Origin of the sequence: Aquabacterium sp. (assembly GCF_016195855.1) — a bacterium.
Lineage (GTDB): Bacteria > Pseudomonadota > Gammaproteobacteria > Burkholderiales > Burkholderiaceae_C > Aquabacterium.
The window spans coordinates 95829-118503 of record NZ_JACPYU010000023.1; the positions used below are offsets into that span (position 1 = coordinate 95829).

General features: G+C 64.8%; 17 protein-coding genes and 1 riboswitch. Of the genes, 12 read left to right on the forward strand and 5 right to left on the reverse strand.

Annotated features, from left to right (window positions below; all coding sequences use genetic code 11):
* The first annotated feature begins 36 nt into the window (after positions 1-36).
* The 3 genes from HY019_RS19110 to fumC all read left to right on the forward strand — a co-directional run bounded on the left by HY019_RS19110 (position 37) and on the right by fumC (position 4582).
* Positions 37-2856, forward strand: coding sequence for a TonB-dependent receptor (locus HY019_RS19110; RefSeq protein ID WP_290695219.1), 2820 nt, complete (start codon positions 37-39; stop codon positions 2854-2856).
* A 101-nt stretch (positions 2857-2957) separates the two neighbouring features.
* Positions 2958-3173, forward strand: coding sequence for a hypothetical protein (locus HY019_RS19115; RefSeq protein WP_290695221.1), 216 nt, complete (start codon positions 2958-2960; stop codon positions 3171-3173).
* 23 nt (positions 3174-3196) lie between these two features.
* Positions 3197-4582 carry a class II fumarate hydratase gene (gene fumC, locus HY019_RS19120; protein ID WP_290695223.1) on the forward strand — a complete coding sequence of 462 codons (1386 nt, stop codon included), beginning with the start codon at positions 3197-3199 and terminating at the stop codon, positions 4580-4582.
* 17 nt (positions 4583-4599) lie between these two features.
* Here fumC and HY019_RS19125 read toward each other — a convergent pair whose 3' ends face one another.
* From HY019_RS19125 to HY019_RS19135, 3 genes are all read right to left on the reverse strand, one after another.
* Positions 4600-5214, reverse strand: a complete 615-nt coding sequence (locus HY019_RS19125) for a hemolysin III family protein (RefSeq protein WP_290695224.1) — start codon at positions 5212-5214, stop codon at positions 4600-4602.
* Between the two features lie 110 nt (positions 5215-5324).
* On the reverse strand, positions 5325-5711 hold the full coding sequence (locus HY019_RS19130) for a response regulator (RefSeq protein WP_290695225.1): 387 nt from the start codon (positions 5709-5711) through the stop codon (positions 5325-5327).
* Positions 5708-8437, reverse strand: coding sequence for a PAS domain S-box protein (locus HY019_RS19135; protein ID WP_290695227.1), 2730 nt, complete (start codon positions 8435-8437; stop codon positions 5708-5710). Before HY019_RS19135 ends, HY019_RS19130 begins: the two co-directional genes overlap by 4 nt.
* Positions 8438-8681: 244 nt before the next feature.
* Positions 8682-8772, forward strand: a riboswitch (cyclic di-GMP riboswitch).
* Between the two features lie 105 nt (positions 8773-8877).
* Between HY019_RS19135 and HY019_RS19140 the strand changes: the two genes are divergently transcribed.
* The 3 genes from HY019_RS19140 (at position 8878) to HY019_RS19150 (ending at position 11584) form a co-directional block, all read left to right on the forward strand.
* Positions 8878-9795 (forward strand): hypothetical protein, encoded by a 918-nt coding sequence (locus HY019_RS19140; protein WP_290695229.1) that lies wholly within the window; start codon positions 8878-8880, stop codon positions 9793-9795.
* An 85-nt stretch (positions 9796-9880) separates the two neighbouring features.
* On the forward strand, positions 9881-11170 hold the full coding sequence (locus tag HY019_RS19145) for a secretin N-terminal domain-containing protein (RefSeq protein ID WP_290695231.1): 1290 nt from the start codon (positions 9881-9883) through the stop codon (positions 11168-11170).
* Positions 11171-11209: 39 nt separating this feature from the next.
* Positions 11210-11584: an HU family DNA-binding protein gene (locus HY019_RS19150; protein ID WP_290643919.1), complete on the forward strand. Its 375-nt coding sequence runs from the start codon at positions 11210-11212 to the stop codon at positions 11582-11584.
* Between the two features lie 96 nt (positions 11585-11680).
* On the opposite strand, the gene HY019_RS19155 is transcribed toward HY019_RS19150, so the two are convergent.
* Positions 11681-12091 carry a DUF4345 domain-containing protein gene (locus HY019_RS19155; RefSeq protein WP_290695233.1) on the reverse strand — a complete coding sequence of 137 codons (411 nt, stop codon included), beginning with the start codon at positions 12089-12091 and terminating at the stop codon, positions 11681-11683.
* Positions 12088-12978 (reverse strand): sterol desaturase family protein, encoded by an 891-nt coding sequence (locus HY019_RS19160; protein ID WP_290695235.1) that lies wholly within the window; start codon positions 12976-12978, stop codon positions 12088-12090. Before HY019_RS19160 ends, HY019_RS19155 begins: the two co-directional genes overlap by 4 nt.
* 96 nt (positions 12979-13074) lie before the next feature.
* Here HY019_RS19160 and HY019_RS19165 point away from each other — a divergent pair, with 96 nt between their 5' ends.
* From HY019_RS19165 to HY019_RS19190, 6 genes are all read left to right on the forward strand, one after another.
* Entirely contained in the window at positions 13075-14073 is a 999-nt protein-coding gene (locus tag HY019_RS19165) for an AraC family transcriptional regulator (RefSeq protein WP_290695237.1), read from the forward strand.
* A 51-nt stretch (positions 14074-14124) separates the two neighbouring features.
* A complete protein-coding gene (locus HY019_RS19170) occupies positions 14125-15039 on the forward strand; it encodes a ProQ/FinO family protein (protein ID WP_290695239.1) in 915 nt (304 codons plus the stop codon).
* Positions 15040-15050: 11 nt separating this feature from the next.
* Entirely contained in the window at positions 15051-15482 is a 432-nt protein-coding gene (locus HY019_RS19175; RefSeq protein WP_290695241.1) for a hypothetical protein, read from the forward strand.
* 30 nt (positions 15483-15512) lie between these two features.
* Positions 15513-16853: an SAM-dependent methyltransferase gene (locus HY019_RS19180; protein WP_290695243.1), complete on the forward strand. Its 1341-nt coding sequence runs from the start codon at positions 15513-15515 to the stop codon at positions 16851-16853.
* 112 nt (positions 16854-16965) lie between these two features.
* On the forward strand, positions 16966-21900 hold the full coding sequence (locus tag HY019_RS19185) for a tetratricopeptide repeat protein (protein WP_290695245.1): 4935 nt from the start codon (positions 16966-16968) through the stop codon (positions 21898-21900).
* Between the two features lie 57 nt (positions 21901-21957).
* Entirely contained in the window at positions 21958-22659 is a 702-nt protein-coding gene (locus tag HY019_RS19190) for a glutathione S-transferase family protein (protein ID WP_290695247.1), read from the forward strand.
* The last annotated feature ends 16 nt before the right edge of the window (positions 22660-22675 follow it).

Genomic DNA, 22675 nt, shown 5'->3' on the forward strand with positions numbered 1-22675 from the left:
ACTGCGGCGCAGCTTTACCCCTGGAATTGCTCGCCCATGAACCGATCCTGCCCTTTGACGGCGGTGGCTTGGGCCCTTGCCGTGCTGTGCGCCTCGATGGCCACGGGCGCGTCAGCCCAGATTGCCGCCATGCCGGCCCCCCCATCTGCCCCTGCTCTCACCGACCTGTCCGGCGACCGCCTGCCGGCCATCCAGGTCACCGGCAGCGCCTTGCGCGGCTCTGATGCGCAAACCGCTGCAGTGCCCGTGACCGTGCTGGGCCGCGCCGACATCGAGCGCTCTGGCGCACGCACCACCACCGAGCTGTTGCAGCAACTGCCGATGATGCAGGGCATGGTGCAGACCAGCGCCGTGGTGGGCAACGACTCGCGCGGCTATGCCAGCGTGTCCATCCACAACCTGGGCGACGCCTACACCCTGGTGCTGCTCAACGGCCAGCGCGTGGCGCCGTTTGGCGGCCAGCTGAGCAACGGGGCCCTGTCGGGGGTGGACATCAACACCATCCCGCTGGCCATGGTCGAGCGCATCGAGGTGCTGGCCGACGGCGCGTCCGCGCTGTATGGCGCCGATGCACTGGGTGGGGTGGTCAACATCATCACCCGGCGTGACGGCGAAGCCAACGAGGCCACGGCCGGCGTGACCTGGCCGCGCGGTGGGGCGCGTGAGTGGCGGCTGAGCGCCTTCAAGAGCATGGGCAGCGTTGACAGCACCGGGCAGAACCTGAGCCTGGGTGTCTCGGCCATGCGCCGCAGTGCCTTGAGGGCCACGGCAAGGGGCTATGCGCGAGACGCCTTCAAAGTGTTCGATTACCAGGGGCAGCGCTACCGATTCACCGACGTGCAGGACACGACAGCGGCCGCCACCATCTACGACTCGAATTTCTTTGGCAACCCCGTGCAGCAGGCCACCGGGCAATGTCCTCAGGGCAGCTATCTGTACGAGTACCCGGATTTCCCCGGCTTCCCCACTTGCTCTTACAACTACGCGGCTGATCTGGATCTGGTGCCCGAGCAGGCTCAGCACAGCCTGATGGGCAGCTACACCCGGCAGTTTGCCGAGGGCAGCAAGCTGCAGTTGGACCTGCTGCTGTCGCGCAGCGTGGTCACGTCCCATTTAGCGCCAGCTGCCACAACGCTGGCCTTGTCCAGCAGTTCACCGACGTACACCAACTACCTCAGCGGCCTGGGTGTGCAGGACGACCCCACGCTGCTGAGCTACCGATTCGTCGACCTCGGCCGCCGCGGCTTCGAAGACACCTCAGATCTGGCGCACCTGGCGGCGCGGCTGGAAGGCCGCTTGCACGATTGGTCCTGGTCCGCAGGCTTGAGCTACTCGACCAGCTACCAGCGCAGCGACATCGACCATGCCTTGAGCGCCAACGCGGCCCAGCGCTTGTTTGACGATGGTTTCGTCAATCCCGTGGTGGGGCCGGGCCAGCAGAGCGCGACGGAGCTGGCTGCGCAAAGGGCCGCCAGCTACAACGGCCATTGGCTCAGTGGCCGCTCCACGCTGGCCGAGTTGCAATGGCTGGCTTCGCGTGAGCTGATGCCCTTGCCGGGCGGCCCGCTCAAATGGGCCGTGGGCGCCAACCTGCGGCATGAGGGCCTGCGCTTCCAGCCCAGCCTGTTCGCGCAAGGCATGTTGTCTGACCCCGCTGCCGGCACACTGGCGTCATCATTCGATGCGGGCAACCTGCGCCTGGGTGACGCCGTGCCCATGCAGGCCTCCAGCGCGTCGCGCTATGTGTGGGGCTTGTTCAGCGAATGGCAGGCGCCCATCACCAAGGCGCTGGCTTTGAATGCCGCCGTGCGCACCGACCACGATGAATACGCAGGGCAGTCGTGGACGGGCAAGACCAGCGCACGCTGGCAGGCTGCGCCGAACCTCCTGTGGCGGGCCTCGCTGGGCACGGGTTTTCGCACGCCCACGCTCAACCAGCTGCGCTCGCCCGGGCGCTCCGATGGGGTCACCAGCAAGTCCTACGACTGCAACGCCGATCTGCAAGCCGTGGCGCTGTCGCTGGGCGCGGCGCCTTGCAGTGCCGCGGCCATTTACCCCCTGGTGGTCGGCGGCAATGGCGACTTGCAGCCCGAGAAATCGGTGCAGGCTAACCTGGGGCTGAGGCTGGCACCCGCAGCAGGCTATGTGCTGGGCGCCGACTTGTGGGCCGTGCACATCCATGACCGCATCGGGGCGGTGGACGAAGCCGTGGCCTTCGAGAACCCCCTGGCGGTGCCGCAAGCCTGGACCACGGTGGACACCGGCAGCGGCCCACAACTGGCCCTGCAAGGGCGTCCGGCCAACCTGGGCACGCTGATGTCGTCCGGCCTGGACCTGCTGGCCAGCGCCCGGCGCCCCACCGCCATCGGCGTGATCGACAGCCAGCTGCGCGCCACGGTCATGCTGCGTGAAGACAGCCAGCTGTACCCAGGTGGCCCCTGGTTCAGCGCGATCGACGATGGGCGTTATGGCGGTGCCACCTTGAAATGGCGTGCCAACTGGCGCACCAGCCTGGTCCGCTCGGGCTGGACACACACCCTGACAGCGCGTTACCAATCCGGCTACGAGGACGCCCCCGTCACGGCTTATCCTTTGGATGCCAACGGCCAGGTTTCGGGGCCGGCGCAGCAGATCCGCCTCAAAGCTGCAGATCAGGTGCTGTGGGATTGGCAGACCAGCTGGCAGCTCAGCGAGGCCTTGCAAGTGACGGCCGGTGTGATCAACCTCTTCGACACCAAGCCGCCCCTGTCGCTTAACCAGATCGGCGCGGGCAAAGGCCAGATGCTGGGCTATGACGAGCGCTACTTCGATGCCCGCGGCCGCATGCTGACCCTGGAGGCGCGGCTGGCGTTCTGAGGCTTGTGGGCTTGTCCTTGACAGGCGGGCCCATCGCGCGCACCGTAACAAGGGGATGCGGTGCCATATCGGTGCCACGCCCATTGCAACCTGTGAGCACCATGAGCCGTACAGCCCGAAAGCAGCCCGAGTGGACCTTGCGCCGCTCGATTGATGACATGGTGGCCGAGGGGGCCTACCCCTTGGCGAGCGATGACATCGTGGTGCACAGTGTTGAAGAGCGCATCCACATCGACGCGCGCCTGTCTCGGGCGCGAAGCGGCGTGGCGCTGATGCAGGCCGCCTTGCCTCAGGTGGGCCAGCCCCACCTCCTCTGAGGCGTACACACGGGAGGCCCGCCATGCAGCCTTTGACGCGCTTGGAACACGATGCCATGGGCGAGATCGTGGTGCCCGCCTCTGCCTTGTGGGGCGCGCAGACCCAGCGCTCCTTGCAGCATTTCGCCATCTCCACCGAGCGCATGCCCATGGCCTTGATCATGGCGCTGGCGCGCGTCAAGCGGGCGTGCGCCCTGGTCAACGCCGGGCTGGGCCTGCTGGATGCCCACCTGTCGGCCGCCATCGTGCAGGCTGCTGACGAGGTGCTGGCCTGCCAGCATGACGATGCCTTTCCCCTGTCGGTCTGGCAGACCGGCTCGGGCACGCAGACCAATATGAACATGAACGAGGTGCTGGCCAACCGCGCTTCTGAACTGCTGGGCGGCGGCCGCGGATCAGAGCGCCTCGTGCACCCGAACGACCACGTCAACCTGGGCCAGTCGTCCAACGACATCTTCCCCACCGCCATGCACGTGGCTGCGCTGTCGGCGCTGAACCTGGCCCTGTTGCCCGCCTTGAGCGCATTGCGAGACACCCTGGCCGACAAGGCCGATGCCTTTGCCGACATCATCAAGATCGGCCGCACCCATTTGCAGGACGCCACGCCGCTGACCCTGGGCCAGGAGATGTCCGGCTGGGTGGCGCAACTGGCGCACGCGCATGCCGCCATCACCCACAGTCTGGACGCCTTGCACGCCCTGGCAGTGGGCGGCACGGCCGTGGGCACGGGCCTGAACACGCATGCGCAGTTCGGCGAGCGGGTGGCGACCATGCTGGCCGAAGACCTGGGCTGGCCTTTGTACATGGCGCCCAACCGCTTTGCGGCCCTGGCCTCGCACGAGCCCCTGGTGAGCGCGCATGGCGCCCTCAAGACCCTTGCCGTGGCCTTGAACAAGATCGCCAACGATGTGCGCTGGCTGGCCTCCGGGCCGCGCTGCGGCCTGGGCGAGTTGCGCCTGCCTGAAAACGAGCCTGGCAGCTCCATCATGCCTGGCAAGGTCAACCCCACGCAGTGCGAGGCGCTCACCATGGTGTGCTGCCAGGTCATGGGCAATGACGTGGCGCTGAGCATGGGCGCAGCCTCGGGCAACTTCGAGCTCAACGTCTACAAGCCGCTGATCGCGCATGCCTTCCTGCAAAGCGTGCGCCTGCTGGCCGACGGCATGGCCAGCTTCGATGTGCATTGCGCTCGCGGCATCGAGGCCGACCGCGCGCGCATGGCCGAACTGGTGGGGCGCTCGCTGATGCTGGTCACGGCGCTCAGCCCCCACATCGGCTACGAACGCGCCGCCCACATGGCGCAATACGCCCACGCCAAAGGCCTCACCTTGCGTGAGGCCGCGCTGGAGCTGGGCTATGTCACGCCCGAGGAGTTTGACGAGTGGGTGCGCCCGCAGCGCATGGTGTGAAACGTGTCGGCGCGGGCTCAAGCCACGAAGCGCCACACCGTGAAGAAGTGGCTGGCCGTGCCCCCCAGCACGAACAGGTGCCAGATGCCATGGGCATGGCGCAGGCGTTTGTCCAGCACGTAGAACACGATGCCCACCGTGTAGAGCAGGCCGCCAGCCAGCAGCCACATCCAGCCATCGTCACGCAGGCCGTTCATCAGTGGCGTGGCCGCGGCGATCCCGCACCAGCCCATCAGCACATACAGCGGCACGGAGGGCACGGTCTCGCGGCCCCACCACAACTCCTTGCCGATGCCCACCAGCGCCAGCGTCCATTCGAAGGCGAAGATGCTCCAGCCCAGCGGGCCATGCAGCGTCACCAGGGTGAACGGGGTGTAGGTGCCGGCAATCAGCAGGTAGATGGCGCAGTGGTCCACCTTGGCCCACAAGGCCTTGCTGGCGCCGCGGATGCTGTGATAGAGCGAGGAGGCCGCATACAGCACGATCATCGTCAGCCCGAACACGCTGAAGCTCAGGATCTTGAGCAGGTCGCCGCTGTGCACGGCTTGCGCCACGAGCATGGCCGATCCCACCACAGCCAGGGTCAGGCCCAGCAGGTGGGTGACGCTGTTGAGTCGTTCGCCGTGGTACATCGTGTGGGGGCCTGAATTGGGGTGTGGTGCGTTGGCAGATGGGCAGCCATGCTGGCACGGCTGCAATACAACATGATGACGGCAGCAGCCTGACGCAACCCTGTGCCAGATCACAGTTGGGAGCGGTTTTTTGCCAGATGGTTCCGGATCGTTGTCGTAAAGCTGCCGATTTCGATGGGTTTGGCGATGTAGCCATCACAGCCCGCTTCCAGCATGCGCGCTTTGTCGTCTTTCATGGCGTAGGCCGTGAAAGCCACCACCGCCATGTGGCGGGTGCTCGGGTCGGCCTTGATCTGGCGCGTGAGGGTGAGCCCGTCGATGTCGGGTAACTGGATGTCCATCAGGATCAGTTCGGGCTGGAAGGTGCGGATGTCACGCAGGGCCGAATGGGCATCCGGCACGGACACCACCTCGATGCCGTCGGCCTGCAGCAAAAAGCTCACCAGCTCCAGGTTCATGAGGTTGTCGTCTACGATCAGGACACGCGGCATGTTCATGATGCGTCCGTCCTTGCCTTGTCGGTGTGCCGCACGGGGCGCCAGCGTCTGAGGTCGTCAAGCAGCGCTTGCAGCGTGCCCCCACCTTTGTTCAGGATGGCTTGCGCCGATTTCGCCAGCAGGGCGAACTCCTCATCGGACAGGATCATGCTGGTCCAGATGAAGACGGGCGTGTGGCGCCAGCGTGGCATGCGGCGCAGCGCATCCAGCGTGGCGAAGCCATCGAACTCGGGCATCATCAGGTCCAGGATGATGGCGTCTGGCTGGTGCTGGTCCAGTGTTTGCATGGCCTGGCGCGCGTCATCCATGCAGATGGACTCCAGGCCAAGGTGCTGCAAGGTCGCCTGCATCAACGCCAGTGCAGTGGGGTCGTCGTCGATCACCATGACGCGCCCGCCTGCTTGCTGCCCCAGCCCGATCTGCTTCAAGGCCACGCCAACCTGCAGCGTCTCGATGGGCTTGAACAGCACGTCTGCGATCTGAAAGTTCGCTGTACCGTGGGGTGGGCTGGGCATGGTCATGGCCACCACAGGCGTGCTCTGGCTGAGGCCCTGGCGCCGGATCTGCCCCAGTACATTCAGCCCGTCATGGCCGGGCAGGCGAAGGGCCAGGGTGATCGCGTCATACGGGCGTTGCTGCACGCAGGCCAGGGCCTGTTCACCCGTGGTGGCGGCGTCCACCAGAAAACCGGCGTCGCGCAAGGCATTGCGGATGTGCGCCTGCTCCTGGCTTGCATCATGGATGAGCAGCACACTGTGGTTGTCATGCGCATCCTGCCTTGTCACCTGGACGCGGGGCAGGATCAGGTGGAACACGCTGCCCTGCCCGGGCGTGCTGCGCACACCGACATGGCCGCCTTGCGCCGTGACGAGGCGGCGAGTCAGCGCCAGGCCCAGCCCCGTGCCGGCGTGCTTCTTGGTGTAGACGCTTTCCAGCTGCTGGAACTCGGTGAACAGCCTGGGCAGATCCTCGGCTGCGATGCCGATGCCGGTGTCCTCGACTTCAATGCGGACATGATCGGGCCCTTGGGGCAACGCGCGGATCGTGACCAGGCCGCCGCCAGGGGTGAACTTGATCGCATTGGAGAGGTAGTTGTAGAGCACCTGCCTGAGTCGCGCCGGGTCCAATACCAGATTGGCGACCTCGGGGTCGAGTTCCGTGTGGATGCGCACCTGCTGTTTGCTGGCCGATGCCTCCAGGATGTCGCATACCTCCCTGATCAAGGTGGGCAGGTGCAGCGCTTCGGGATGAAACTCGAACTTGCCCGCCTCGACCTTGGACAGGTCCAGCACGTCGTTGATCAACTGCAGCAGGTGTCGCCCGCTGGTGCTGATGTGGCCCAGGAAGGCGGCGTACTTGGGCGAGCCAACCGGCACGGCGCCGGTTTGCAGCAGGTCGGCAAAGCCGATGACGGCGTTGAGCGGCGTGCGCAACTCGTGCGACATGTTGGCCAGGAACTCGCTCTTGAGCCGGCTGGCCTCCTGGATCTGCCGGTTCTCGGCTGCCAGTTGTTCGCCCTGGGCGCGCAAGGCCTCAGCCTGCTTTTGTTCGGTGATGTCGCGGGCGATCTTGGAGGCGCCGATGACATGGCCTTGGGCGTCGCGGATGGGTGAGATGGTCACCGAGACCTCGACCAGGCTGCCGTCCTTGCGTCGGCGCACGGTGTCAAAGGCAGGGATGCCTTGCCCCATCGAGATGCGGAAAAGGATGCGCATTTCCTCCAGTGCCCGGTCAGGTGGCAGCAGCATCTGAATCGGCTGGCCGATGGCTTCGGCCGCCGTGTAGCCGAAGATGGCCTGCGCTGCCTTGTTCCAGCTGGTGATGCGGCCGTCCAAGGTCTTGCTGATGATGGCGTCGTGCGAGGACTCGACGATGGCTGCCAGGCGGTTGCTTTCGGCATGGGCCTCGTACAGTTTTGTCATGTCTCTGAACACCACGGCCATGCCTCGCTCGGTCCCTTGTGGTGAACGGATGAGGGAAGCCTGGCATTCAATCGGTATCTTCTGGCCGGTGCGCGAGATCAGATTGAGGTGGTGAACCTGTTCGATGCTGCCGCCTTGTGAGATCAGAACATCAACGGGGTTGCTGTCCGTGTAACCCGCCGGGCGCTCCTGCGGGACGAACACTTCCCAGTAAGAACGGCCTTGTGCCTCGGTCTGCGTCCAGCCCGTCGCCGCTTCGGCCGTCTTGTTCACGCGGGTGACGCGCCCTTGGCGATCGGTTGCGATGAAGCCCGCATCAATGCTGGCCAATGTGATGAACAGCGCCTCCTGAGTGTCTGCCAGGTTGTTTTCGGCGGCTCGCCGCTGTGCCGCCTCGGCTTCAAGCGAGGCGATGACCGCGGTCAGTTGCGACACCGAGGGAATGGTCAGCGCCTTGGGAATGAGCTTCCACAAGAGGATGGCCGTGCCCACCGAGATCACCGCCGTCACGATCTTGCCGATAGCCTGCAGGCCATAGTCAGGTTGCCAGATGGTCCACACGTCCATCACATGGGTCAAACCGCACGCAAAGATGAATGCACCAAACAAGGTCACCATGCCATGGAGCGAGGTGTCGCGCCGCTTCAGGGCAAAACGCCACAAGGCCAAGGGGATGGAGAAGTAAGCCAACGCGATCAGGGCATCTGACACCACCATCGCCCACAGCAGGCCAGGCTGCCAGGTGAAACAGTAGCCGTGCGGCAGGTAGCCATGTCGGCCCAGCAAAGATGCGATTTCGTCCAAGGGTGGCCCCTCAATGGTGGCGTGATTCACAACCAGGTGCCAGGCCGGTGCGCAGCGGTTGCATGTGGCCTGTCATCTTGCTTGTAATCGATTGGATCGCGAAGCAGAGACATTGGCCTTGAGAGGGTTGAGTTGGGCTTGTCCGGATTTGCCGTTCGGCGGATGTAGTTGACCGCTTGTCCAGGGGTGTTTTCAAGTGTGAAGGATTTGCTTACACGAGGTAACTGGTTGACTTAACCTGCGGCTGCACAGTTGGCAAACCCGCTGAAAAGCGGGGACGCAAAGCCTCCGGTCTTCCTGCATGGACGCATGCAAAAGATAGCGGGGTTGCCTCGGTGGAATGGGCCCGTTCCACAGAGACCGTCCCATTGGTTTGGCGCTTGCAATTCTCTACCAACCCCCGAAGCCCGTCGTGGCTTCAACCTGTTGAAGGATGCAAGATGAAAGCCCAAGCTTTGATGATCTCCGTGATGCTGGCCTCCCCCGTATTTGCCGCCAATTTCGGCAGCACGGAGCCACCCAGGACCACGCCTGCGACCACCACGGTCACCTCGCCCAAGCCCGTCAGCACCCCGATCGCCACCGGGCCCCAGGTCACCGGCTTGTTTCGCATCGTCAAGCCCGACGGCGCCACGGTGATCGCGCAGACACCCATCGGTGTCGGCTCCAGCGTGATCAATGTGATCAACGTGGCCACGGCCGACGCCTTCCTCACCAGTGGCGGCAAGTGTGCCTTCAACGTCAAGTACGACGAGGTGTCTGGTGTGGCCGCAAGCAACACCACCAATCGCCTGTTCAGCAACGACACCCTGATCGCGCAGAACACCAGGATCGACCTGGCCGCCAACCTGCTCAAGACGATCTGGACTCAGCCCTATCTGGTGCCCGGCCAGAACAATGTGAAGATCGTGATCAACGCGGATTCGGCCACCCCCAGTGTGGGCTGGGTGCGGGTGAACGTCAGCGGGACTTGCGGCGCCACACCAAGCGCGCCACCCAAGACAGAACCGCCCAAGACGGAGCCTCCGAAGACCACCCCACCCAAGGCCGAGCCCCCCAAGACCACGCCGCCGGCTCCTGCACCCGTGCCCAGGTTCACCCCAGGCTCTGCCGAGTGGAAAAACCTGACCAACGCCTTTGGCTACAGCAACTACGGCGTGACGCAACTCAAGGGCAAGAACTTCGCGCGTTACAGCGAACTGGTCAAGCTCAATGCGGACGTGACCGTGGTGTTCAACGCCAAGGTGGTCGACCAGCCAACGTACAACGCACTGATGACGCGCTGGAACAGCTTCGTGATGGACCCCGCCTTCCAGGCTGCGATGAAGGCCATCGTGCCGTCGACTGACAGGAAGTAAGTGTCGATCGGGGCTGACCGGCATGATGCCCGATCAGCCCCCGCACGAAGCGCTTGTGCCTTGAACGCCCAGCGGAGGTTTCTCCATGCCCTCATCGCCCTTGACGATGTCTTGCACCGCACGCGGTATCGCGCTGTGGCCTCTCTTGTGGCTCATTGTGAGCGGGCAGGCGGTGCAAGCCGCCAAGTCTGTGCAGCCCCCGCCGGACCTGACTCAGATGCTGCAACCCATGCCGCTGAGCCAGCCTGATGCGCAGTCGCCAGCCAGTGCGGCGCCGCAGCGCACGCCTCGCCCGCTGAGCAACGAATCACTGGAGGCCTACAGCGCACCCGGCGCGCAGGCACTGGGCAGCACGCCGCAGGGCACGCTGGTAAGGGCTTATGCCATCAACCACATGCGTGCCAGCGAGATGCTGGCGCTGCTGTCAGATCCGGCCATGCCCCTGTTGCCGCGTGATCAGGCCGCCGTGGTCGTGGAGCCGCGCAGCAACCTGCTGCTGGTGCGGGCCTCGCAGGTCGAGCACCAGCTCATCGAGAACCTGATCAAGCGTGTGGATGTGCCCTCCAAGCAGGTGCTGATCGAGGTCAAGATCGTCAGTGCCGACGAATACTTCGGCAAGAGCCTGGGCGCGCGGTTTGGGGTGACCAGCTCGCGCATGCTCAACGCCGCCTCACCCAAACAGACGGGCGTGCAACTTGGTGGTACGGTGGGCGACCTCAATCAGATCGCCACCAATGGCGTTTCCGGCTTTCCCAATGCCGTTTCGTTGCCTGCAAGCAACTCTTTGACGCAGGCTGCGGTGAGCAGTTTCGCGCTTGGCTTTTACAAGCTGCCGGCCGGCATCAACATCGGCCTGGAGATCTCGGCACTGGAAGAGGCAGGCCACACCAAGATCCTGTCCAACCCCAAGCTGGTGCTCAGCAACCAGAAGCCCGGCTTGATCTCATCGGGCCAGCGCATTCCCTATTCGCGGCCCTCCATCGTGCAGGGCGTGAACACCACGGAGTTTGTGGACGTGAAGGTCTCCGTTGCCGTGACGGCCCTGGTTGCCCCAGACGGCAGCATCTCCATGGACCTCACGCTGACCGACGACAGCGTGGGCTCGACCTCCACCGTGGGCCCCACGATCAACACCAACCAGGCCACCTCGAACGTGACCTTGCAGAGCGGGGAAACCCTGTTGCTGGGCGGCTTCCAGAGCAGCAGCCAGGTCGAGGAGAAGAACCAGACGCCCCTGTTGGGTGACCTGCCGGTGGTAGGCCACCTGTTCAAAAACAGGAGCCAGAACACCGTCAAACGTGAACTTCTGTTCATCATCACACCCACGATCATTGAGACAGAACACTTCACAAGCCCCATGAATACTGCACAATAGCTTGCCCGACGATTGCGGGTGCAACTCGAACTTCGACCTATGAACAAGACCGATCTGATCCAGCACCTGGCTGACAAGCACACCCTGACCAAGGCTGAAGCCGGCCGCATCCTTGACACCCTGCTCGACGTGGTCGTGGCCAGTGTCAAGAAGGGCGACGCCGTTGTGATTCCTGGTTTCGGTTCTTTCAAGCAACACGCACGCGCTGCCCGTAACGGCGTGAACCCCAGCACCGGCGCCAAGATCAAGATTGCCGCCGCCAAGCTGCCCAAGTTCACGCCTGGTGCGACCTTCAAGGCTGCTGTGGACCCCAAGGCTGCTGCCCGCAAGGCTGCTGCCAAGCCGGCCGCCAAGCCTGCCGCGAAGAAGGCTGCCAAGCCTGCTGCCAAGAAGGCCGCTGCCAAGAAGAAGTAAGCTGGCGCGAGCCAAACCCTGATCGTCTGCATGCACAGGCTCCTTGCGAGCCGTGCTGTGGTGCTCAGTTCAACAGGGCCCTTCAGGGCCCTGTTTCTATTTGGGCTGAACGCCCTGGCTTGGGCGAACCAGCCACAAGGTCAGGCCGCTGATGACCTCGACGACCATCATCACGCGCAGCACGCCGTCGGGCCATCCCCACTGCGCCGCCGACATCACACGGCCCACGGCTTGCGAGAAGATCAGGAGCGCCAGGACATCACCCAGCAAGGGCTGACGATCCGCATGACGCGCGGCCAGCAGGCCCAGCGCCGTGTGCCCCAGCCACAAGCCCGCGTAGATCGCATGCAGCTCGCTGTAGTCGTTGGTGCTGCGCAGGCCATTGCCCACTGCCTGGGCCACCAGGTCCGGCCGTATCAGGGTCTGCACGGCCAGCCCGGCGAAGACCAGGGCGGTTATCGCCAGCATGGCACGCCGCGTGGGCGTGTGGTGGATCAGGCCGGTCATGCAGCTGCGCTGCGACCAGACAAGGTGCGTGCGCCGGGGTATTGCGCTTCCACCCAGTCCGGGTGCTTCCACAAGATGCGCAAGTCCTTGTGGCGCCACACATCGCCCCACATGGCGAACCACTCCTCGAGGTTCAAGCGCAGCGGGTTGAGCGTGGTGGGCTGGCGTATGCTGATGCCATAGACGATCTGGCCTGCATCCCGCTCATCCACAAAGGTGCCGAACAGGCGATCCCAGACGATCAACACGCCGCCGAAGTTGGTGTCGATCTGGGCCGGGTTGCGGCCATGGTGCACGCGGTGGTGCGAGGGCGTGTTGAAGATGGCCTCGTACCAGGCCGGCAGGCGCTTGATCACCTCGGTGTGGATGAAGAACTGGTAGAACAGGTTCAGCTCGATCGCCAGCACCACCGACATCTTGTCAAAGCCGATCAGCGCCAGGGGCAGGCACCACACGAAGACCAGGCCGCTCAGGTCAAACAGGAAGTTCTGCCGCAGCGCGGTCGAGAAGTTGTAGCGCACCGAGCTGTGGTGCGTGACGTGCGAGCACCAGGCATAACGCAGCTTGTGCATGAGCACGTGCGCCACAAAGAACATGAAATCGGTGGCGAGAAACAGCAGGCCGTAGCCCACCCACTTGTTGGCCGGCGTGTACTGCAGGCCCAGCTTGACCACGTCGTCATAGAACCGCGTGATGAACACGGCCACCACCGCCGCGTCCACCATCTTGTACATGAAGCCCGTGCTGATGTTGGCCAGGGACTCGCGCAGGTTGTAGGCGTCTGGCTTGCCCTGGCGCCGCAGGTAGGCGGCCTCGGCCAGGATGACGACCAGGAAGGCCGAGCCAGCGATGAGCACGAAGCCCAATGCGTGAAGGATGTCTTCCATCTGTGCAATCTCCTCGACGTGATGGCATGCAATGTAAAGACGGGGGTGGGTGATCGCATCGACAATCGATGTCGGCTTTTTAACGATCCATGACATATGAGCATGCTGGTGCGCGTCACAGGGGCCTGGACGCAATTGCTGACCGATTGGCTGGATGCGCAGCGCTTGCCCGCCCCCATGATCAGGGCGCGACTGGCCACCTATGCACCTGACGACGTGGTGCCACTTGCCGTGTGGTGCGAGGTGCTGGCGCAGGCCACCGCCCTGCGCCCGGATCTGCCCGCACCTGGCCTGTCAATCGGCGCGGGCGTGTTGCCCCGCCATGTCGGTGTGCTGGGCTACCTTGTGCTGGCCAGCGACAACCTGGCCGAGGCGGTGGCCGCCTACCAGCGCTATGAGCGCCTCTTTTATGGGGTGGACCTGGCCGAGGTGCTGATGCACCGCGATGAGGTCGAGATTCGCTGGCCTTCGGGTGACAGCACCGGCATGCTGGCCGATGAAACCGCCATCGCCGCCCTGGTGACCTTCTTGCGCAAGCAGATCGACAACCCACCGCCGCCATCGCGCGTGGGCTTTGTGCACCAGGTGCCGCGTGAGCGCGCCCAGGCCTGCGAGGCCTTCTTTGGCTGCCCGGTGGACTTTGGCAGCACCCACACACGGGTGCGCTTTCCGCTGTCCTACCTGAGCATCCCGATGCCCCATCGTGAGCCCGGCCTGCGTGCCCTGCTCGATCGCCAGGCCCAGGCCCTGCTGGATGCCCTGCCTGATCCCAATGCCTTCGACAAGGCCGTGCAGCAACTGCTGGTGCGCCTGCTGCCCGATGGCGAGGTGTCGGTCGACAAGGTGGCGCAGGCCATGCACCAGTCCACCCGCACGCTGCAGCGCCGCCTGGCCGACAGCGGCATGACCTGGCAGCAACTGCTGGACCGCACGCGGGAGCAACTGGCCCGCCAGTACCTGGGCGACCGCGCCTTGTCACTGGCTGAAATCGCCCTGCTGCTGGGCTACAGCGAGCAAAGCGCCTTTACACGGTCTTTCAAACGCTGGACGGGGCAAACACCTTTGGGCTTCCGGACACAAACTGTTCATCTTTAAAGGGCCAGTCGGGGTGACAATCGGGGCTTACCGTTTTCACACGCCTGACTCATGTCCTCGACCTCCCCGGCGCCCGCCGAACAAGCCGCTGAACCCGCCACGCCCGAAGTCGTGCCCGCCACCGAGGTGGCCCATGGTGCAACTGATGGTGCGATTGATGGTGCGCCAGAAGGGGCGGCCGCGCCCGCTGAGGCGGCTCAGCAGCCGGGCTCGTCTGGTGCAGCCGGTTCAGCTGACACGCCCGCTGCCACCGCCGCCCGCCTGGCCGAGCTGTTTCCCGCCTTGTTCAAAGGCCAGCCCAAGCCGCTGAAGCTGCGCATCCAGGTGGACATCCAGGAGCGCGCTCCCGGCGTGTTCAGCAAGCAGGCCCTGTCGGCCTTCTTCCGCCGCTACACCGGCGCCACCTCTTACCTGATCGCCGTCTCCAAGGGTGCACAGCGCTTTGACCTGGACGGCCAGCCCGCGGGCGAGCTGACCGAAGAGCACCGCAAGGTTGCGGCCGATGAGCTGGCCCGTCGCCGCACCAATGCCAACGCCAAGCGCGAGCTGGAGCAGGCCGAGCGCCGCAACCGCGCCTCGCTGCTGCGTGACTTCGAGACCACCAAGCTGACCACAGCCAACTTCTGCGCCCTCAAAGGCGTGGCGCCTGACGCGCTGGACGGCCTGCTGGCACAAGCCCGCGCCGAAGCGCTGGAAGATGCCCAGCGGCCGCAGCGCCCGCACCATGGTCATGGTCGGCCGGAACATGGCCGTCGTGAGGGCCAGGGCCGCCCGGGTGGCAACTCAGGCAACCCCGGCAACGGTGGTGGCCCGCGTCGCGAAGGCCAGGGCCCCCGCCGTGAAGGGCAGCCTCGTGAGGGGCAACCCCGCGGGGAAGGGCGCGGCCCCGGCCGCCGTGAAGGTGCTCAAGGTGCGGGCGACGGTGCGCCTCGCCGCGAAGGTGGGCGCCCGCCACGTCGCCCCTGAGGTGAGCCGCGATGGCGCTGACGGCAGAAACCTACCTGTGGGAGCACTGGAAGTTCAACGCTGACCAGCGCCTCAAGGCCTTCAACTTCTTCGTGGTCTTCGCCATCTTTGCCAATGGCATGGTGTTCACCGCCCTGGAGAAACACGCCCACCCGCTGGTACTGATCTTCCTGGGTGGGCTGGCAAGCATCCTGGCGCTGGTGTTCGCGATCGTGGATGGGCGCAGCCGCCAGTTGCTGCACCTGGTCAAGCAGGGGCTCAAGGAGTTTGAAAAAGACTTGCCTCTGGCTTGCCGCCCTTTCCTGCTGGATGACCTCCACACGCGGCGTTGGGTGCGCTACACCGCGGCCTTCAACCTGCTGTTCGGGCTGCAAGTGCTGTTCGGCCTGATGGTGGCCGTATTTGGCGCGACGCTGGCCTGGCGGGGGGCCACCGGCTGGTGATCGGCCTTGTATGGCGGCACAATGCGCCCCATGAATCTGCCCCCTGCTGCCGTGCCCCCCTCTTCCCCAGCTTCCCCCGCCGATACCGATCCCAACGCCGTGCCTCTGGCGCGCTTTCGTGAACGGCTCGTGCAGGCGGTCCACCAGGACCAATGCCAGAAGCTGGTGCTGGTGAACTACCAGGGCGGCGATGCGCAACTCGGGCCAGACCTGCAGCGCATCATGGTGCGCCCGGTGGCACTCAAGGGGCAGCTGCATCTGTCCTTCCTGCTGCGCTACCCCACGAAGGACATCACCAAGAACCTGCCTTTTGAAGCTGGCCTGGACACGCTGATGGCCTGGCTGCAGGGCACGACCTTCCGTAACGCCCATTTGCACACCCCCACCGAAGAGGTGCAACTGGCCTTGAGCAAAAAGGGCAAGGCCAGCTTGCGCGTGGGCAAGCCCTCGAACGCCGAGGCGGCACAGGCGCGTGCCGAGGCCGCAGCGGCCGGGCGCCCAGGCAGTGCCGCCGTGGTGTCGGCCCCGCTTGGCGCGGCCACCTCTGGCCACAACCGCGACAAGCACCGCTTCCTTGAACTCTCACGCCCCTTCCTGCATGAGCTGGGCGTGACCGATGCCAACGGCCAGCTGATCCCGGCCATGTCACGCAAGTGGAAGCAGATCAACAAGTTCGTCGAAGTGTTTGCGGCGGCACTGGCGCGCTCGCCCTTGGCCGAGCAGCAGGAGATCCACGTGGTGGACTTCGGCTCGGGCAAGGGCTACCTGACCTTCGCCATCCACGACTGGCTGCGCCACAGCATGGGCCGTGATGCCCGCGTGACCGGCGTCGAGCTGCGTGACGAGCTGGTCCAGCTCTGCCAGCGCGTGATCAACAAGCTCAAGCTCGACGGCATGGACTACGAGCAAGGCGATGTGCGCCAGTATCACCCCACCGCGCTCAACGTCATGATCGCCCTGCACGCCTGCGACGTGGCCACGGACTACGCCATCCACCTGGGCATCCGTGCCGGTGCCGAGATCATCATGTGCTCGCCATGCTGCCACAAGCAGATCCGCCCGCAGCTTCTCAGCCCGCACCCGCTGCGGCCCATCCTGCAGCACGGCATCCATCTGGGCCAGGAGGCCGAGATGCTGACCGATGGCCTGCGCGCCCTGCTGCTGGATGCGGCCGGTTATGACACCCAGGTCTTCGAGTTCGTCTCGCTGGAGCACACCAACAAGAACAAGATGATCCTGGCCGTCAAGCGCGCCAAGGCCAAGTCACCTGACGAGGTCATCAACCAGATCCGGGACATCAAGGCTTTTTACGGCATCCATGAGCAATGCCTGGAGAGCCTGCTCAAGGCGGATGGCTTGTTGCCGGCCTGAGTGCAGCAGGACTTTCCCCCCTGAATGCTGGCACTGTCCCGGGTGCAGCGCCATGACGGAATCGGTTACGCTGGCGTTTGACCGATAGACAAAAGTGCTCTCAGGGGGAGACATGCAGTACGACGCCAAAGACGCGCCGACCTGTCTGGAACAGGTGCGCCTGCTGTGCGACCGGGGGCAATACCTCGACGCACAAGCTTTGATTCCGGCCTTGTTGCAGGACGACAGTCCGCAAGCCCGGGTGCAACTCAGCCGCCTGTATGGCCACCTTGGCGCCCGACGGCAGGCAGAGGCCGTGGCCATCCGCACTTGGCGACGCCATCGCCAGAGCACGTGCGCGATGACGAACATGATCCGCATGGCAGGCGGGCGGCGTGGTGCCTACAAGAGCTGGACATTGTTCGAGCAGGGCATGCCTGCCGACGGCAACGACGCCGACCGCGCCGAATGGCTGTCTTTGCGGGGCTACAACTGGGCTTTGTTGCGCGATTTCGAGCGCGCCATGGCGGACCACGACGAGGCCATGCGCTTGAACCCGGACGACGCCTGGTTGCATGTCGAGCGCGCCTACAGCCATGAGCTGGCTGACCAGATGGACCAGGCCCTGCACCATGCTCAGCGCGCGGTCGCGTTGCGCCCTGACTATCGCCCAGCCGTGCAGATGCTGGCGCAGCTGCATCTCACGCAAGGGCAGGACGAGGAGGCCATCCGGCTGCTGCGCGAGAGCCTGCAGGGGGCCCAAAGCGCTCACATGGCCCTGGCCCTGCTCGACATCCTCATGGAACGCCGCGAGGTGCAAGACGCGGCCGCATTGCTGGCACAGGCCGAATCTTGCTGGCCTTTGGCCGACAAGGACCTGCGCAACTGGTTCCAGGGCCGCTGGGCCGACGTGCGCTTCTATCTGGGTGAAATCGACCAAAGCATCGCGCACGCACGACGTGCACAGACGCCCTTCTTTGACCGGCTGGCTGCGCGACTTGAACAGCGCAGCGCCGTGCAAAGGCGGGTGGAATTGCCCGTCGGCTTCGTGCGCCAGAACCGCATGACCTGTGCGCCGGCCACGCTGGCGGCCATCTCGCGTTACTGGGGCAAATCGGCCGAGCACCTGGATATCGCCGAAGCCATCTGTTATGACGGCACCCCCGGCTACAGCGAGCGCAACTGGTGTGAAACCCAGGGCATGCTCGCTCGCGAATTCACCGTCGACTGGGATGTGGCGCGTGCCCTGCTGGATGCCGGCGTGCCGTTCACGCTGGGCACCGTGGCGACCAACAGTGCGCACCTGCAGGCGGTCATTGGCTACGACGAATGGCGCGGCACGCTGTTGATCCGGGAGCCCTCCCAGCGCACGTACAACGAGTTTCTGGCCCAGAGCCTGTTCGACAGCCACCGCGCTTCCGGTCCGCGGGGCATGATCCTGATCCCGCCCGAGCAGGCCCATCGCCTCCATGGCATCAACTTGCCGGAGGCCGATCTCTGGGACGCCTACCACCGTGTCATGTGGTCGCTCAGCCGTCATCAACGCGAGCAGGCGGTGTGTGAGGCCGACGCGATGAAAGAGCAGGCGGCCGATCACCGGCTGACGATCCAGGCGCAGCGGGCCATTGCCATGTATGACGGCCATGACGAGGTGGTGCTGGCCCACGTCAACCGCCTGCTGGAGGCCTTCCCGTTCGAGCCCAACCTCGTGCTGCACAAGTCCAGTCTCTTGCGCACGGTGGGCAGTCGCGCCCAAGGCGAGGCCTGGTGGGATGCGGTCATGAACGGCACCGGCTTCGATCCCATCCTTGGCATCCGTTATGTGCAGTTCCTGCAGGAAGACACGCGCGAGAGTGAGCGGGTGGGCCAGATGCTGGCCCGTGTCCTGCAGATGGTGTCCACCGACGGCTCGGCCTGGTATGCGCAGGCCGGCTACCTCTGGGACAGGGGCGAGCGCGAGCGGGCCTTGACTTGCTACCGCATGGCGTCCTGCCTGACCGAATGGCACGAACATTACGCGGACACGTACGCGCGTGCGGCACGGGCGCTGGGGCGTTGGGAGGAGGCGCTGGCCTTCCTGATCCGCCGGGCGCAGTCCACCGTGGACCGCAACGCCTCGCCCACGCTGACCTTGTTCAATCAGCTGGAGCTGGCCGAGCGCACCGCGGAGGGCTTTCAGCATCTGGAAGCGGCCATCGCGAAGCGTCCGCAGGACCCGGACCTGCTGCTGTTTGCAGCAGAGGTCAGCCTGCGTTATGGCCGTCAGGATGAGGCCGGCGCCTACCTGCGGCGTGCGGAGTCCTTTGCCAAGCGTGCCACCTGGTTGCGTCAACAGGCGCAATACCACCGCGAGTACGGTGACAACACGCAGGCGCTGGCGCTGGCGCGTCAGGCTGCCGAGCTGGAACCCTTGAACGTGGCCACGCACCGTACGGTGGCCGCTTTGCTCAGCCAGACGCAAAGCCGTGCCGATGCCCTGCGCTATCTGCAAGGGGTGGCCGCTGCGCACGCGCACCACTTCGAGCTGCAAAGGTTGTTGCTCAACCACCTGGCAGAAGATGAGCTGGACGAGGCTTTGACCCTGCTCACGCACATGCGTGACCTCAGTCCGATCGATGTGTGGACGCACCGCGAACTGGCCTTCCGCTTGGGGCGAGCGCATCGCCTGGATGAGGCGCTGGAGAGCGCACAGGCCGCCATGGCGCTGGACCCGCAAGGCAGCCGAACCCACAGCACCATGGGCTATGTGCGCTGGCGTCAGGGGCAGCTCTCCGAGGCGTGTCAGCACATGCGGGATGCGCTGGCCCTCTCTGTCGATAACGACTATGCGCTCAGCGCCCTGGTCGACATGGCGCTCAACCGCGAAGAGCGGCTGGCGGCACTGCAGGTGATCCGCCAGGAACTGATTCGCCAGGTCACGATGGGCGACAGCCTGCTGGCGTATCAGGAGATGGCACGCGGCACCCTGGCCGAAGACGAGTTGCTGGCCGTTTTGCAGGATGCCCTGGCGCATCGTGAAGACCTCTGGCAAGCCTGGGCTGGCACCGCCATGCAGCTGGCGCGCATGAGCCGCTTCGATGAGGCGCATGCCCTTTTCGGCAAGGCCATTGCGCGCTTCCCACTGTTGCCTCGGCTGCTGCTTGAAAAGGCCCGGACCTGGCTGCTGCAAGGCGAACGTGCCCAGGCTCGCCAGAGCTTCGCTGGCGCGCTGGCCTTGAGCCCCGGCTGGCCACAGGCCGTGCGTGGTTTTGCCGATGCCGTGGGTGACGAGGGGGTGGGCCTGGAGCGCGCCCTGCCTGTACTGGCCAGTGGTCTGCAACGCTACCCTGACAACGCCGACCTGCGTGCACTGCGTGGCTGGTTCATGTGGCGCCTGGAGCGGCAAGACGAGGCGCTGGCAGATTTGCGTGCCGCCACCGAGATGGACCCCCAGTTGCGATGGCCCTGGGATGCCTTGCAGCGCGTGGCGCAGTTGTACGGACAGGCCGATCTGGCGGCCAAAGTCGCCGAAGCAGTGGTGCAGCGGCGCCCTGGTGATGCCATCGCCTGGCTGCGTCTGGCCGAGTTTGCGCAAGAGCCTGCGCGAGCACTGGAGGCCACCGAGCGGGGGCTGGCGCTGGAGCCTCGGCACCAGGGCTTGTACGACGCCCGCCTTCGCCTGTTGATGAAGGCTGCTCGTCTGGACGATGTTCGCCAGGCGCTGGACACGTCACCTTGGGGCAAGACCATGCCCGCGCAGATCGCGGTCTACAAAGCGCGCCTGCAGAAGCTGGGTGGCAGCCTCAATCACGCCATCGACACCTTGCGCTTGTTGATCGAGCAGGACCGTGACAGCTACCTCTTGTGGCGTGAGCTGGCTGATTGGTCTGACGAGGCTGACCGTCTGGTGGCCTATGTCGAAGCCGCGCGCGAATTGGTTCGCATTGCACCAGGCGCGGCGATATCGCACGGTTACCTGGGCCATGCGCTGCGCCGTACACGTGCATTTGATGAAGCGATTGCCGCCTTTGACCGCGCCATTGCACTGGACCCGTCATACGCATTTGCCTCCATGCAGTTGGTGGACATCTGTCTGGAGCGTGGTTACCACGATCAGGCCGGTGAGGTTCTGAACATGATCGAGCGCCACGACAAGTCGGCGCTGGTGGCTTTGCGTCGCCTGCGCTGGGCCAGGGCCCTCAAGCAGCGCGCCTTGTCCATCGAGAAAGCCGCCTTCATCGTCAGCCAGCCCAACTTGCAGGATGCCTTGTATGACGACGCGCTCACCGTGATCCGTCAGGCAGGCTGGTCGGTCTACCTGCTGGACGACATCGAGCGTGCCGTAGAAAAGGGCTTTTGCGCGCAGCAGGCACTCCAGCTCTGGCTGGAGCATCAGGGCGGTGGCTGGTTGCCGGGCTCCTTCTACCGCGATGTGCGCAAGCTGTTGAGCAAGGACGTGGGGCATGTCCTCAAGCGTGCGGTGTTGTTCTGGCTGGGCGACCACAGCGAACGGCGCCTGCTGGATCGCTTTGTACGGGAGCACAGGGACATCCTGCAGTCTGACATGGGGTGCTGGGCCACGGTGGCCTATGCTTATGTCAACCAGTCCCGCTTTGCGATGGTGACCGACTGGATGGCAGACTGGCGCAAGCGCGATCAGGCACCCTTGTGGGCCCTGAACAACCTGAACCTGAGTCTGCGCCACCTCAAACGTTTTGACGAGGCCCGTGGGGTCACCCAGCGCGTGCTGGCCAGCGATGCGGCCAATGTCACGGCATTGCTGTGGCATGCGGTGGATGCCGCCCATGCCCGCGAGCATGCACAGCTTCAGGGGCTGATGAGCAAGCTGCAGAGCACCGAGTTGCTGCCGTATTACAGCCAGCTCCGGCAGATGCTCAGCGCCTACGAGGTGGCAGTCAGAAAGGGTGACAGCGGCATGGCCGTACCGCACTTCAAGACCTTGCGCGTTCAGGTGGGCAAGGACCGTGTGCTCAAGAGCCTGCTGGGTTTGTTCCAGCGTCGTCTGCTGCGCTGGCACACGCCGCTGTGGGTACAACCCTGGCGCTGGGTGCAGTTCCGGTTGGGGTGAGCCGCAAGGCCTCACACACGAGGGCTATCATCGGCGCCAACTCACCCAGGAGCGCCCATGATCACCCTGTACACCTTCGGTGCGGCCTTCGGCTTGCCTGATGCCAGCCCCTTTGTCATCAAGGCCCATGTGCTGTTGAAGATGGCCGGGCAGCCGTACGAGGTCAACCGCAAAGGTTTCAACAAGGCGCCCAAGGGCAAGCTGCCCTACATCGACGATGCCGGCACCATCGTGGCGGACTCGACCTTCATCCGCTGGCATCTGGAGAAGCAGTACGGCATCGACTTCGATCAGGGTTTGAGCGCCGAGCAGCGCGCCCAGGCCTGGGCCATCGAGAAAATGCTGGAGGACAACCTCTACTGGATCAGTGTGTACTGGCGCTGGATGAACGATGCCAACTTCGCCAAGTTGTCGGCGGTGTTTTTCAAGCCGGTGCCGGCCTTGTTGCGCGGGGTGGTCGAGTCCCTGGTGCGCGGGCGCATCCGCAAGTCCCTGCATGCGCAAGGCACGGGTCGCCACAGTGAGGCAGACATGATGGCCATTGCCCACAAGGACGTGGACACGCTGGCTACCTTGCTGGGTGACAAGCCTTGTCTGATGGGCGAGCAGCCCAGCAGCGTGGATGCCATGGGCTTTGCAGCGCTGACCTCCGTGCTGTGTCCGCACTTTGAATCACCCCTGCAGCAGTACGTGGCCCAGTCCCACCCGAACCTGGTGGCCTACGAGGCGCGCATGCGCCAGCGCTACTTCCCTGCCTGACCAGCTTGCACCGGCC

Bases quoted from the DNA above. Each gene is read 5' to 3' on its own strand.
- HY019_RS19110 (WP_290695219.1), top strand. From the start codon at position 37: ATGAACCGATCCTGCCCTTTGACGGCGGTGGCTTGGGCCCTTGCCGTG.
- HY019_RS19115 (WP_290695221.1), top strand. From the start codon at position 2,958: ATGAGCCGTACAGCCCGAAAGCAGCCCGAGTGGACCTTGCGCCGCTCG.
- fumC (WP_290695223.1), top strand. From the start codon at position 3,197: ATGCAGCCTTTGACGCGCTTGGAACACGATGCCATGGGCGAGATCGTG.
- HY019_RS19125 (WP_290695224.1), bottom strand. From the start codon at position 5,214: ATGTACCACGGCGAACGACTCAACAGCGTCACCCACCTGCTGGGCCTG.
- HY019_RS19130 (WP_290695225.1), bottom strand. From the start codon at position 5,711: ATGAACATGCCGCGTGTCCTGATCGTAGACGACAACCTCATGAACCTG.
- HY019_RS19140 (WP_290695229.1), top strand. From the start codon at position 8,878: ATGAAAGCCCAAGCTTTGATGATCTCCGTGATGCTGGCCTCCCCCGTA.
- HY019_RS19145 (WP_290695231.1), top strand. From the start codon at position 9,881: ATGCCCTCATCGCCCTTGACGATGTCTTGCACCGCACGCGGTATCGCG.
- HY019_RS19150 (WP_290643919.1), top strand. From the start codon at position 11,210: ATGAACAAGACCGATCTGATCCAGCACCTGGCTGACAAGCACACCCTG.
- HY019_RS19155 (WP_290695233.1), bottom strand. From the start codon at position 12,091: ATGACCGGCCTGATCCACCACACGCCCACGCGGCGTGCCATGCTGGCG.
- HY019_RS19160 (WP_290695235.1), bottom strand. From the start codon at position 12,978: ATGGAAGACATCCTTCACGCATTGGGCTTCGTGCTCATCGCTGGCTCG.
- HY019_RS19165 (WP_290695237.1), top strand. From the start codon at position 13,075: ATGAGCATGCTGGTGCGCGTCACAGGGGCCTGGACGCAATTGCTGACC.
- HY019_RS19170 (WP_290695239.1), top strand. From the start codon at position 14,125: ATGTCCTCGACCTCCCCGGCGCCCGCCGAACAAGCCGCTGAACCCGCC.
- HY019_RS19175 (WP_290695241.1), top strand. From the start codon at position 15,051: ATGGCGCTGACGGCAGAAACCTACCTGTGGGAGCACTGGAAGTTCAAC.
- HY019_RS19180 (WP_290695243.1), top strand. From the start codon at position 15,513: ATGAATCTGCCCCCTGCTGCCGTGCCCCCCTCTTCCCCAGCTTCCCCC.
- HY019_RS19185 (WP_290695245.1), top strand. From the start codon at position 16,966: ATGCAGTACGACGCCAAAGACGCGCCGACCTGTCTGGAACAGGTGCGC.
- HY019_RS19190 (WP_290695247.1), top strand. From the start codon at position 21,958: ATGATCACCCTGTACACCTTCGGTGCGGCCTTCGGCTTGCCTGATGCC.